We start from the raw sequence: 13,297 nt of genomic DNA, 5'->3' as shown, positions 1-13,297 counted from the left end.
TTTAATTCAAGGATAACCGTAGTTTAAGGAGCTCATAGGAATGAACCCAACGATTAAAGATGTTGCACAGAAAGCGAACGTTTCCATTGCCACAGTCTCTCGCGTGCTAAACAATTTAAGTGGGTATTCGGACAAAACGAAACAAAAGGTAAATGAGGCGATCAAAGAAATTGGTTATCAACCCAATGCGATTGCCCGGGGTCTAATCAATAAGCGTACACAGACCATTGGTGTAATGTTCCCTAGTGTTTCTGGTGCCTTCTCTTCCGATCTGCTCAAAGGTATTGAAGAATTGGCCAATGAACGGAACTACAGTGTGATGGTATGCAATACCGATCAGGACGGTAAAAGAACGTTGAAGTATTTGCAGCTCCTGAGAGAGAAACAGGTTGATGGCATTATTTTTTCGAGTGAAGTCCTTAAGAAAGAATATTACGATGTGCTAGAAACCATGAGGATCCCCGTTGTACTGGTCTCTTCCCAAACAGAATTCGCCAAGGTCCCTTATGTGAAAGTAGATGATTATCGAGCTGCTTTTGACGCTATCCTCTACTTAATTTCAAAAGGTCACCGCAAAATAGCCATGATTAGTGGGAACCCTAGCGATCTTATCGCTGGTGCGCCAAGAGCAGAAGGTTACAAGCATGCGCTTGAAGCAAATGGCATTCCTTTTGACAGCCGCTATCTTGCTTACGGAGATTTTTTGTATGAGAGCGGAAGTATAGCTATGGAGACTCTTTTGGAGCAAGCGCCTGATGTGACTGCCGTTTTTGCTGCTAGTGATGAAATGGCGATTGGTGCCCTCTCCACCGTTATCAAAAATGGTCTAAGCGTGCCCGAGGATATCTCCATTATGGGATATGACGATCTTGGATTAGCCAAAATGGTTATTCCGCCTTTAACAACAGTACGCCAACCGCTGTACGATATTGGAAAGATCGCCGTGGAGAAGCTCATTCAGATGATTGAAACAGGCGAGTCTGTGAACAGCCAGATTGTCGATCACACAATTGTGGAAAGACAAACGGTAAGATCGCTTACCTAAGTCTTTTTATCAATATTACGTAAACGTTTACTGTTTCTTTTATGGCATACCCGTCGCTTAGAAGAACATGAATATCATTTAAATTTGCAATCAACGTAAACGTTTACTCTTACCAAATTCACCATAATACCAACACATTATTAGGAGGATTTATCATGAAAAAAACAATTAAACCCGTAATGGTTAGTCTACTGGCTATGTCCGTGCTTAGCGCCTGCGGTAGCAATAGTGGTAACAATGCGGCTGACAACACATCTAGCGGCGGGAACTCCTCCGGTGACAAGGTGAAAATCGAGTTTTTCCAAAATAAGACCGAAGCCAAAGCCACCTTCGACAAGCTGGTTGCGAAATTTAATGAAGCCAATCCGAACATCGTAGTCACTCAAGTGAACCCACCGGATGCCGAAACAGTACTGAAGACTCGTGCAGCTAAAAAAGACATTCCTGACGTGGTAGGTATCGGTGCCACTGACACCTACAAAACATTATCCGGAAGTGGTCTGTTTGAAGACTTCTCTAGTGATCCACTTGCTGAAAGTATCCAGCCTGCTTATGTTCAAATGCTGAAAGACCTGACGGGTTCTAGCGAGCTGAATGGTCTTCCATTCTCTTCGAACGCAAGTGGTGTCATTTACAATAAAGCGATGTTCACTGAAGCCGGCGTTACTGTGCCAACCACTTGGGACGAGTTCATTGCCGTCGCTCAAAAGTTCAAGGACAGCGGTAAAAATGCTTTTTACCTGACCCTTAAGGATTCCTGGACAACCCTTACGCCGTTCAACTCCCTCTCTACAATCATAAAAGGCAATGATTTCTTCAAGCAGCGTACTGAAGGTACTGTGACTTTCGCAGACAGCTTCAACGAAATTGCTGAAAAGCTGCTTAAGCTGACGGAGTTCGGTCAGAAAGATATTTTTGGAAAAGGCTACAATGACGGCAACACAGCTTTCGCAAAAGGTGAATCTGCAATGTATCTGCAAGGGGTATGGGCGATCCCAGAAATCGTGAAGGCTAATCCATCCATTGAGCTTGGTGTATTCCCTTTCCCAGCGACAAATGATGCTGCTAACAATAAGGTCATTTCTGGCGTAGACACATTGTTGACTATCTCTAAGAGCACTAAACATAAAGAAGAAGCTAAAAAATTCGTTGAATTCCTGCTCCAGCCTGAGAATGTCAGCCTCTACATTAACGAGCAAAAAGCATTCCCAGCTGTGCAAGGTGTAACACAAGATGATCCGACAATGGACGGCTTCAAAGCAGCATTTACCTCAGGTAACTTGGCCGACTTTGCGGACCACTACATCCCAAGTGCCATGAAAGTGGATACCATCAATCAAGCCTTCCTGCAAAAGAAAGATGTTGATGCGTACCTGAAACAGCTTGATAAAGAATGGGATAAGGTAGCTGACCGGAAATAACGAGACCTGACAAATAAGAGCCGAGAAAGAGAACGGGACTCCCCCTTCTCTTTCTCTTTTCCAAGGAGGATTACATGATGGCCAAACGCCGAGTCGCCTTTTATCTAATGACTATACCGGCATTGCTTCTTTTCTTTGCCTTTCACACCTTTCCTGCACTGCAGGGTATTTACTATTCGTTCACTAACTGGGACGGCTTCAGTGACAGCTTTGATTACGTAGGATTTAAGAACTTCATTAACATTTTTCAAGACGAAAATGTGCTGAATTCATATGTATTCACTTTTAAATATGCCATCTTAACAACTATTCTCATCAACATCATCAGTTTGTTGATTGCGCTTGGACTTAACGCCAAGATTAAAGCCAAAAACTTTTTCCGCGGTGTATATTTCCTGCCTAATATCCTCAGCGTGCTGATTGTCGGCTTTATTTTCAACTATTTGTTCGCAAATGTATTCCCTATCTGGGGCGAGAAGCTTGGCAGCGAATTCCTTTCGCAGAACATTCTCGGCAACTCCGATTGGGCCTGGATCGGTATCGTCATTGTGGCCGTTTGGCAGGGAATTGCTTATAACACGATTCTCTATCTGGCAGGTCTACAGACGATTCCGCAAGATCTTTACGAAGCCTCCAATCTGGACGGCGCTAGCCGCTGGAGAGAATTCTGGAGCATTACTTTTCCAATGCTTGCTTCCTTCTTCACGATCAACATGGTGCTGGCGATGAAGGGCGGCTTAATGGTATTCGACCAAATCGTAGCCTTGACAGGGGGGGGACCCGGACGTTCAACACAATCCATTGCCCACTTAATCTATACAGGCGGCTTCCAAGGCGGAGAATTTGCCTATCAATCGGCGAACGCCGTGATTTATTTTATCGTGATCGTTGTGATCTCCGCCCTTCAGCTTAAATTTCTGCAGAAACGGGAGATGGACTTATGATCAAAAAATCAAGCAACTGGCCTGCAACGATTCTTATCGCGCTAGGCTCACTACTGATCCTTTTTCCGCTGTACATGACTATTGCTATCGCGTTAAAGAATCCCGAGGAAATGGCTCAATCCATCTTTTCACTGCCGACTGGCCTGCATTTTGAGAATTTCGCCAATGCCATTAAGGCAACTAATTTCTTCAACGCCTTGGGAAATAGCGCCACGATCACAATAACATCAGTAGTGTTCATCTTGCTTACCAACTCCATGGTAGCCTACGCGATTGCCCGCAATATGAACCGAAAATTCTTCAAAGCGCTCTACTTTTACTTTATCAGCGCAATGTTTATTCCTTTCCAGATTATTATGCTGCCTGTGGTCAAAGTGACAACGGATCTGCATATGAACAACATTTTGGGTCTTATTATTCTATACATTGTTTATGGCTTGGCTTTTAACGTGTTTGTATACACTGGCTATATCCGCTCTATTCCTTATGAGCTAGAGGAAGCTGCCACAGTAGATGGTGCAACGACATTCGGAACGTTCTGGAAGATTATCTTCCCACTTCTTGCTCCGGTCAGTGCAACAATTGGTATTCTCTCTTGTCTGTCGACTTGGAACGACTTTATGCTGCCGCTGATTCTGCTCGGTGATCAGGATTCATACACACTTCCGCTTGTACAGTATGTCTTCCAAGGTCAATTCAGCACAGATTTCAACTTAGCCTTTGCTTCGTATCTGCTCGCTTTATCCCCGATGCTCGTGGTCTATTTGTTCGCGCAAAAATGGATTATAAGTGGACTAACATCAGGGTCCATTAAATAACTAAGATTTATATAGAGAGATAGGAGAGTTATACATGGATAAGAAATGGTGGAAAGAAAGCGTAGTTTATCAAATCTACCCCCGCAGCTTCAAAGACAGTAACGGGGACGGCATCGGTGATCTGCAGGGCATTATCTCGAAACTCGATTATTTAAATCAGCTTGGCGTCGACGTAGTCTGGTTATGCCCGGTATACGAGTCGCCAAACGACGATAACGGCTATGATATCAGTAACTATCAAAGTATTATGGATGATTTCGGAACACTCTCTGATTGGGAGGTACTGCTAGCTGGACTTCATAGCCGCGGCATGAAGCTGATTATGGATCTCGTGGTCAACCACTCCTCTGATGAGCACGCTTGGTTCGTGGAGTCCCGCAAATCGCAGGATAATCCTTATCGTGATTATTATATCTGGCGGCCGGGCCAGGACGGACAGACGCCTAACGACTGGGGCTCCTTCTTCAGCGGTTCGGCTTGGGAATTCGATGAGAAGTCGGAGGAATATTACCTCCATCTCTTCTCGAGAAAGCAACCCGACCTGAATTGGGATAATCCTAAGCTGCGCCAGGAAGTCTACGATATGATGACCTGGTGGCTGGACAAGGGTATTGACGGATTCCGCATGGATGTAATCAACTTGATTTCCAAAGTACCGGAATTACCTAGCGTTGCCCCAGAAAATAACGGAGAACAGCCTGCCTACCACTTTGGAGGCGAGTATTTCGTTAACGGACCACGTGTACATGAGTATATGCAGGAAATGAACCGTGAGGTCCTGTCCAAGTACGATATCATGACAGTGGGCGAAGCCGTTAATGTCACTCCAGAAGAAGCTTCACTGTATGTTTCCGAGGATCGTAACGAGCTTAACATGGTATTCCATTTCGAGCTCATGGACGTCGATTCCGGACCTGGAGGTAAATGGAATGTGCAGCCTTGGAAGCTGGCGGACATCAAGTCCATCATTTCCAAATGGCAAGTCGCGCTGGACGGTAAAGGTTGGAACAGTCTGTATATGAACAACCACGATCAGCCGCGTATGTTATCCCGCTTCGGAGATGATAAGTTATATCCGAAAGAATCTGCCAAGATGCTGGCAACACTGCTGCACACGCTCCAAGGCACACCTTACATCTATCAAGGCGAAGAAATCGGCATGACGAATGTACAGTTTGATTCCATCAACGATTACAAAGATATTGAAATCTTGAATATGTATAAAGAATACTTGGCTGCCGGACATTCGGAAGAAGCTATCATGAACTCCATTTACATTAAAGGCCGGGACAATGGCCGTACGCCAATGCAATGGAACGCCGAGCCGCAGGCAGGCTTCACGACGGGCTCTCCTTGGCTAGCCGTAAATCCTAATTACAAGGAAATTAATGTGGAGCAGGCGCTGGCTGATCCTGATTCTATTTTTTACTATTATAAGAGACTTATTGAGCTACGCAAGCAGCATGAAATTATCGTATATGGTAGCTATACGATATTGGCTGAAGAGAACGAGCAAATCTATGCTTATCTGCGTACTCTTGGAGAAGAACAGCTACTGGTTGTATTGAATTTCTTCGGAGAGCCTGCGACCTTCGAGCTTCCTCCCACTGTGAAATTTCAAACGAAGGAACTGCTTATTGCCAACTACGAGGTAAATCCAGAAGAAGAACTAAATACAATTCAGCTTCGCCCTTATGAAGCTCGTGTGTATAAGCTTAAATAATTACCCCCTTGCATGGAAACAACAAAAAGGAGCCTCATGGCTCCTTTTTACTTTCCTCCAACAGCTACCGGATTGACCTGTACCTGTCCCGCGTTCAATTTCTCAATAATCGCCAGTAAGAAGGTTTCGGCTAGGCTGTTCTTTTTAATCGCTCTGGCGGCTTCTTCCAAGGTAAACCATTCAGCATGATCAACCTCAGTACTCACCTGGCTCAAGTCCTCCGAATCTGCAACACCTATAAAATTCAGCATTAGCGTATTGGATGGTGCGAAGTACAAGCTGCGCATATATTCATAAGCGACAATATCAAGTCCTACCTCTTCTTTTACCTCACGTACGAGAGTCGTTTCCGCATCTTCACCTTTGTTCACGTATCCTGCGAGTAATATGTAGTCTGGTCGATTATATTGCTGAATTAATAAAATCTTGTTTTTCTCCCTGTTTAATACTGCTGTACTAATCGCCGTGCTGAAAATAGGGAATCGGAACATTTCACATGCATTACAATAAGGTACCTGCCCTTCCCCATCGGCTTCTTTCATTACTAACGCAGTCCCACATTCCAGGCAATACTTCAAACTGATCGCTTCCTTCTATTCTAAGTTAGCCTAATTCTACTCCAATTGAGGAGGAATCCGGTGATACGTAGCTTGTTCAAACCCGTATGCTAAGGCTATGAGCGTAGGCTCGCTATAAGCTTTTCCGGAAAAAACAACACCAAAAGGCCCCCTGGTCGAATCCCCATCCGCATCAATAATGCCTTGAGATACATATCCCGCCGGAACGGTAACTAATGGATAACCTAAGCGTGCGGCAATATACATGCCATCTACATCACCAGGCAGCAATAACGCGTCTAACCTATATTGTTCCAACACATAATCTATTCCTTGCTCAAGCGCTAATTCCTTGTATTCTTGTCTCTTCTCTTCATAGGCCTCTTCAGTTAATGTTACTTCTTGTGATCTTGTCAGGGTGTCTTGCCCATATTGCAAGGCAATCTCAGCATGTCTTTCATTATAGGCTATCAATTCCTGCAAAGAGTGAATCGGAACGGAATCATCTACTTGTGCTAAATACTGGTTGAGCCCTTTTTTAAATTCATAACAAATCACATCATTATTCCAATTCTGTTGTTCAACATGTACTGTGACAGGATCTATAATGGTAGCCCCTTCATTCTTCAAGGTCAAGATAGCTGCTTCCATAATTGCAAGCCTCTCAGTGTCTAAATGCTTATAATAATGCCGTGGAATACCTATTCTTGCTTGTCGTATAAAGCTTTTATCTAAACTTGAAGTATAGTCTGTATAAGCGTATTTTTTGCTTGAAAATGTTGCTGAATCGTTGGCGTCCACTCCGGTTAATGCCCCTAAAATAATTGCCGCATCTGTAACCGTTCTAGCTATAGGGCCAGGGGTATCCTGACTTACTGAAATGGGAATGACTCCAGTACGGCTGACTAATCCCACCGTAGGTTTGATTCCGACAAGAGCATGTTGGCTGGCTGGACCGATAATAGATCCTGCGGTTTCCGTTCCGATCGCTGCTGCTGCCAGATTCGCTGCTACGGCTGCCGCAGGCCCAGAGCTGGAACCACTGACAAATACCGTCCCAGGTCCATACGGATTCAGTACAAGCCCTCCCCGCGAGCTATATCCCGAAGGCATTGTACTAGACATAAAATTAGACCATTCCGACATATTCGCCTTCCCAAGTAAAATAGCCCCCGCCAATCGAAGCTTGGCCGCTACAAATGAATCTTTTGCCGCAATTGATCCAGCTAAAGCTACAGAACCGGCACTCGTATGCATCTTATCCGCGGTGTCTATATTATCCTTCAATACAATAGGAATACCGTGCAGGCTCCCCCGGCTCCCTTTTTCTGCTCGTTCTTTATCGAGTGCTCGCGCGATTTGTATAACCTCTGGATTTATTTCTAAAATAGAGTTTATGTCTATATCGTATTTATGGATCCGCTCCAAATACACTTGAACTATATCCTCTGAGTTGATTAAACCTGCTTCCAGAGCCTCTTGCATTTTAGCTATTTGACTCCCTCGGCTACAGATGATAGGGTATTTTCGAAGTTAAATTTTTCCGGGAGGGAACACCCATGACGGAAGTAAAGCTTAGCATCGGATACGACGAATTCGAAGAAGGTCAAAGAATTGGCAAAGCAATTGAGAAGTTAAGCAGCAGCGCTGAAAGTGCGTCACTAACCAGCCTAATTATTGGTGATTGGGGGCAAGCCTACGAGAATAGCTCCGATGAGGTTGTGGATGCGCTCGTTACGCATAGTGCAAGCTTCCCTGCTTTACGCAAGCTTTTTATTGGTGAGATGGGTTATGAGGAGTGCGAGATTTCTTGGATTACCCAAAGCGATCTATCACCGCTGTTGCCTGCTTTTCCAGAATTACAATCACTCACCATTCAAGGTGGAAATGAGCTAAGCCTCTCAGAGCTAAAACATGACAAGTTAGAAAAGCTAATTATTATTACTGGTGGCTTGAGTAAAACCGTGCTTGAAAATATTGCAGCCAGCCAATTGCCGAATTTGCGTAAGCTGGAACTATATCTTGGCGTAGATAACTACGGCTTTGACGGAAGCCTCGCAGATATTCTACCTCTTTTAGAAGTAGGAAAGTTCCCTAAACTTACCTATCTGGGATTAAAAAATAGCGAAATACAAGATGAAATCGCCGGTGCAGTAGCAAATGCTCCAATTCTGGATCAGTTGGATACGCTAGATCTGTCTCTAGGTACCCTCAGCGACGAGGGGGCTGAGTTGCTTCTAGCCAGCGAGAGAATCAAGGGACTAAAGGCATTGAACCTAAGCCATCATTATATGTCTGACGAGATGATCAGCCGCTGGCAAAAGAGTGGATTGCCTGTCGATGTCAGCGACAAGCAGGAAAGCGATGATGAGGAAGACTGGCGTTATCCTTCCATCACAGAATGAGCCCCTCATGCGGCCAATGATCGTTATTGGTATTCCCGGAGATAAACGAACTAGCGGCATTCAGCAAGCGCGTTCCGATCTCGGAATGCCACCCGCCATCATTTTATCGTATGCTGAGTTCCTGCAAGGTCAATCGTTAGGTGATCTGCTGGAAGTGCAGAAGCAGCAGTTATCCAGCCAGCCGGCTGTTTATAACGGAATAGATCTCAGTGCGGCTCCCCCGCTGCTGAGATTGGAATCGCCTGGAAGCAGCTTTGAGGTAGAACGTGCCTTGATCGCTCTCGGCGCACCGGATGCCGTTGATGTTGACGATTCGCTGCATCCCTACGCTGAAAGACCTGATCCGCGCCCACTCCGTGTGAAGGTAGCTCATCAATTGAAGGAGATGCAGGGTGTCCTGCATCATCCTTCGCAATGGTTCCGCGGTTATTGCCGCATGCTGGCTAGACTACAGCGCGAAGCCAAAGAGGTTTGTCCAGGTTCGCTATGGTTAAATGACCCCGCAGACATTGCGGCCATGACCGATAAACGTCGGACACAACAGATTCTAAGTGAGGCAGGCATCACTATTCCTCGTCCATTAGGCGTGGAACAGCAGCCTACGGACTATGCCTCTCTCCGTGAGATGATGATATCCCGGCGAATGCACCGGGTATTCATCAAGCTAGCCTTCGGCTCTGCCGCTTCCGGGGTGATCGCCTATCAGCTCCATCCCGTTACAGGTGCCGAAGTTGCCTTAACTACAGTAGGGGTCGAGAATTACATCACCCGACCGCCCATTTACTATAATTCCGGTAAACTGCGGCGGTACACAGATGCCGCCACGATCTCCGGCATTATTAACTGGATTTATCGGCATGGTGGTTATGCCGAGCAATGGATTCCTAAGATCGGCCATAACGGCAAAGCCTTCGATATCCGCCAGCTCGTGGTTCTCCGCGAAGCCTGTCATGCAATTGCTCGTGTAAGTTCCACCCCAATTACGAATCTGCATTTACGCAGCCAGCGGATGTCTCCTTCGGAAGCCGGTCTATCAGAATTCATACAGGAGCAGGTACGAAATACCGCGTTGCAAGCGCTGGCGGCATTTCCCCGTTCTGGAGTTGCCGGGATAGACGTGCTGATATCTGGAGGATCGCAGCAGTGTTTTGTCGCCGATGTTAATCCTTTTGGCGATTTGCTGTACGATGTGAAATACCGTGGCTGCAGCACCTACGAATGGGAAATGAAGGTATTAACCGCCAGAGACTATATTACTCATCCCTCAACACCGCTTATAAAGGAAGGATCCTCTTAATGGATATGAACACTATCGTTGGCACCCATGACATTCTAATGATCACACTCGATACCCTTCGATACGATGCAGCTACTATGGAGGAAGCGAACTGCCCGAACCTGTGCGGAACGGGATCCTGGGAGAAAAGACATACTCCCGGCAGCTTTACTTATGCGGCCCATCACGCTTTTTTCGGCGGCTTCTTGCCTACTCCAGCTACAACGGATAAAACCGAGCATATCCGCATGTTCCATTCCCGAAATACCGGAATGAAGACGCATCCCCATACATGGCTGTTCGATACGCCGGATATCGTGTCAGGACTTGCTGCTGAGGGCTATCGTACGGTTTGTATTGGAGGCGTTATTTTTTTCACCAAAAAAAATCCACTCGCTCGTGTGTTGCCAAGCTATTTCCAGCAAAGCTACTGGCGGATGACCTTCGGTGTGACCAATCCGCGTTCCACAGAGCATCAGGTGAACCATGCCTTGAAGCTGCTAAGAGATACTCCTAGCGAGCAAAGATTGTTTATGTTCCTCAACGTCTCTGCCATTCACGGACCAAATCATTATTTTGTACCTGGTGCTAAAAAAGACTCCGTAGACAGCCAGCGCGCCGCTCTTCGTTATGTGGACGGTGAACTGGGCCGGTTGTTCGATGCGTTCCGGGAACGCGGCAATCCGGTCTTCTGCCTGGCTTTTTCAGATCATGGAACCGCTTATGGCGAAGACGGCTATCAGGGGCATCGCCTTGCCCACGAGACGGTATGGAACGTCCCTTATCGGGAGTTTATTTTATAATATTTATACCAAGGAAAGGATGGAGAACTGATATGACGTTATCGTCCTTCTCTTTAGAAGAGCTTCATAAGTGGAAAAACAGCATTACTGCCCACCCTTACCGTTCTTATCTGTATTCCTATCCACACAAAACGGCTTACAGGGATTTGCAGCCTCCGATGCCGCTAGAAACACTCTGGCGTGATGAGCCTGCGGAATCTTTCTTTCTATATATGCATATTCCGTTTTGTGGCGCACGCTGCGGATTCTGCAACCTATTTACCCTGCCTGATAAACGCGCAAATGTTCATGCCACATACGTGGATGCACTGGAACGCCAAGCAAAGCAATGGGCGGAATTCACCAGACATAAACCTTATGCGCGCTTTGCGATCGGCGGCGGAACTCCCACCCTGCTGGCAGCAGATCAGCTCCGCCGCTTGTTCCACATTGCCGTTGATACGATGGGACTGGATACAAATACAGCCTCCATCTCAGTGGAAACTTCACCGGAGACGATTACCGAAGAGAAGTTGAATATTCTAAAAGAATATACGGTGGATCGGGTCAGCATGGGCATCCAAAGTTTTGTCGCTGCTGAATCGGCGGCCATCTATCGCCCACAAAATCCGGATGAGGTGTATCGGGCACTAGAGCTGCTGGGGAAATATGATTTTCCCATATTAAATTTAGATCTGATCTACGGGCTTCCGGGGCAGACGGTCGACTCTTGGCTATATTCGCTCAATCAAGCGATCAGCTTTGAGCCAGAGGAAATTTTCATCTATCCGCTCTACACCCGAGAGCATACGATTGTGAAGCCTGGTGATATCCAGCGTCAGGACGATATTCGCCTAGATTGCTACAAAGCCGCTGGGCAGCTGCTTAGAGCGAGAGGATATCGCCAATACTCCATGCGTCGTTTCGCCAAGGAAGACGCAGGAACAGCTAAACCCATTCTCGATTATAGCTGCCAAGAAGAAGGAATGGTCGGCTTGGGCTGCGGAGCCAGATCCTACACCCGCCATGTGCATTACGCTTCCCGCTATGGGGTAAGCCGTAAAGCAACCGAGAGCATTATTGCTGATTACGTTGCGACGGATCGTTACGATACTGCGGATTACGGAATTGTGCTGAGTCTTGAAGAACAGAAACGCCGCTTTATTCTGAAGGCGATTCTACATAGCGAAGGGCTGAAGCTTGAAGATTACAGCCAGCGTTTCGGTCAATCGCTCTGGAACGATTATCCTGAGCTGTCCAACCTGCTTCATTCCGGTCTTGGGCAGGAGGAAGATGGCATCCTGCGTCTTACCACCGAAGGGATGGGTTACTCTGATTCGATTGGGGATTGGTTTATTTCTGGGGAGATCCGAGAGCAGATGGAAAGGTTCGTATTGCCATGAATGCGGTCCTCTACTACCGCGGCTCCCTCACGTCCTGCAACTATGATTGCCCCTATTGTCCTTTTGGCAAAACAAGAGACAGCGCAGCTACGCTCGCCAAGGACCGCCAGGGGCTGGAGGCCTTTGTAGCATGGGCGTCTGAGCAAGGTGCGGCAGGTCATCGGCTTTCTATATTTTTTAATCCCTATGGCGAAGGGCTGATTCATCGCTGGTACAAAGAAGCAATGATTGCGCTCTCCAATATGGACCATGTAGAGAAGGTAGCGATTCAGACCAACCTTTCTGCCAACCTGGATTTCATCTCCCAGCTGAATCGTAAAAAAGTGGCCTTTTGGGCCACCTACCACCCCGGACAAGTGCGGGAGGATAAATTTCTGGCGCAATGTATGACTTTATACGAGAACGACGTTCCGTTTAGTGTGGGAAGCGTTGGAATACGCAGCGCTTTTTCAGCTATAGCTTCACTTCGCTCTGCATTACCGGAAAACGTGTACCTATGGATCAATGCTTACAAAGATAAACCGGATTATTATACAGCTGAGGATTTTGCCTTCCTTAGCGAGATTGATCCACATTTTTCTGTAAATGCTATGGATTATGAAAGCCTTGGCCAAGCCTGCAATGCAGGAAAAGATGTTTTTTATGTACAGGGCGCTGGGCTTGTGAAACGCTGCTATAAGGACAGAGGTGTCATAGGCAATCTTTACCGTGATGGGCTCGAAGGTCTCTCTGCGGTTAGAAGCTGCCGCATGAAGGTATGCGATTGCTATATCGGTTATATTCATATGCCCGAGCTGAAGCTGCGGAGCATCTATGAAGCTGGACTTTTGGAACGAATCCCTTATGGCGCTATGAACAACTGAATTAAAATTCCAGACAGGGTTTCTTTACTCTCTGTGGAATATGACAAGTAGCCCCCATCT

The 13,297-nt window shown here is 46.4% G+C and carries 12 protein-coding genes; 10 read left to right on the top strand and 2 right to left on the bottom strand.

Features of this window, described 5'->3' with window-relative positions; genetic code table 11:
- The first annotated feature begins 40 nt into the window (after positions 1–40).
- From MKZ16_RS05425 to MKZ16_RS05405, 5 genes are all read left to right on the top strand, one after another.
- Positions 41–1,045: a substrate-binding domain-containing protein gene (locus tag MKZ16_RS05425; RefSeq protein WP_038569002.1), complete on the top strand. Its 1,005-nt coding sequence runs from the start codon at positions 41–43 to the stop codon at positions 1,043–1,045.
- A gap of 155 nt (positions 1,046–1,200) precedes the next feature.
- A complete protein-coding gene (locus tag MKZ16_RS05420; RefSeq protein WP_038569000.1) occupies positions 1,201–2,466 on the top strand; it encodes an extracellular solute-binding protein in 1,266 nt (421 codons plus the stop codon).
- 77 nt (positions 2,467–2,543) lie between these two features.
- Positions 2,544–3,410 (top strand): sugar ABC transporter permease, encoded by an 867-nt coding sequence (locus MKZ16_RS05415; RefSeq protein WP_038568998.1) that lies wholly within the window; start codon positions 2,544–2,546, stop codon positions 3,408–3,410.
- Positions 3,410–4,228, top strand: coding sequence for a carbohydrate ABC transporter permease (locus tag MKZ16_RS05410; RefSeq protein WP_038574152.1), 819 nt, complete (start codon positions 3,410–3,412; stop codon positions 4,226–4,228). Before MKZ16_RS05415 ends, MKZ16_RS05410 begins: the two co-directional genes overlap by 1 nt.
- A 34-nt stretch (positions 4,229–4,262) precedes the next feature.
- A complete protein-coding gene (locus MKZ16_RS05405; protein ID WP_076104688.1) occupies positions 4,263–5,951 on the top strand; it encodes an alpha-glucosidase in 1,689 nt (562 codons plus the stop codon).
- Between the two features lie 47 nt (positions 5,952–5,998).
- Here the strand turns inward: MKZ16_RS05405 and MKZ16_RS05400 are convergent, their stop codons facing one another.
- Positions 5,999–6,529 carry an NUDIX domain-containing protein gene (locus tag MKZ16_RS05400; RefSeq protein ID WP_076104689.1) on the bottom strand — a complete coding sequence of 177 codons (531 nt, stop codon included), beginning with the start codon at positions 6,527–6,529 and terminating at the stop codon, positions 5,999–6,001.
- Positions 6,530–6,565: 36 nt separating this feature from the next.
- Positions 6,566–8,026, bottom strand: coding sequence for an amidase family protein (locus MKZ16_RS05395; RefSeq protein ID WP_256715471.1), 1,461 nt, complete (start codon positions 8,024–8,026; stop codon positions 6,566–6,568).
- A 41-nt stretch (positions 8,027–8,067) separates the two neighbouring features.
- On the opposite strand from MKZ16_RS05395, the gene MKZ16_RS05390 reads away from it, so the two are divergent.
- From MKZ16_RS05390 to MKZ16_RS05370, 5 genes are read left to right on the top strand one after another with little or no spacing between them, the layout of a single operon-like run.
- The gene (locus tag MKZ16_RS05390) at positions 8,068–8,913 is read left to right on the top strand and encodes an STM4015 family protein (RefSeq protein ID WP_038568990.1); all 846 of its coding nucleotides are present in this window, start codon (positions 8,068–8,070) and stop codon (positions 8,911–8,913) included.
- Positions 8,873–10,210: an STM4014 family protein gene (locus MKZ16_RS05385; RefSeq protein WP_256715469.1), complete on the top strand. Its 1,338-nt coding sequence runs from the start codon at positions 8,873–8,875 to the stop codon at positions 10,208–10,210. The genes MKZ16_RS05390 and MKZ16_RS05385 overlap by 41 nt, the downstream gene beginning before the upstream one ends.
- Positions 10,210–10,992, top strand: a complete 783-nt coding sequence (locus tag MKZ16_RS05380; protein WP_076104692.1) for an STM4013/SEN3800 family hydrolase — start codon at positions 10,210–10,212, stop codon at positions 10,990–10,992. The genes MKZ16_RS05385 and MKZ16_RS05380 overlap by 1 nt, the downstream gene beginning before the upstream one ends.
- A 32-nt stretch (positions 10,993–11,024) precedes the next feature.
- Positions 11,025–12,374, top strand: a complete 1,350-nt coding sequence (locus MKZ16_RS05375; protein ID WP_076104693.1) for an STM4012 family radical SAM protein — start codon at positions 11,025–11,027, stop codon at positions 12,372–12,374.
- The gene (locus MKZ16_RS05370; RefSeq protein ID WP_076104694.1) at positions 12,371–13,237 is read left to right on the top strand and encodes an STM4011 family radical SAM protein; all 867 of its coding nucleotides are present in this window, start codon (positions 12,371–12,373) and stop codon (positions 13,235–13,237) included. Before MKZ16_RS05375 ends, MKZ16_RS05370 begins: the two co-directional genes overlap by 4 nt.
- Positions 13,238–13,297: the final 60 nt, after the last annotated feature.

Origin of the sequence: Paenibacillus sp. FSL R5-0928 (assembly GCF_037970385.1) — a bacterium.
In the GTDB taxonomy this organism is placed as follows: domain Bacteria; phylum Bacillota; class Bacilli; order Paenibacillales; family Paenibacillaceae; genus Paenibacillus_AQ; species Paenibacillus_AQ odorifer.
Note: the sequence above shows the minus strand (reverse complement) of the source record. Positions and strands in the feature narration are given on the sequence as shown.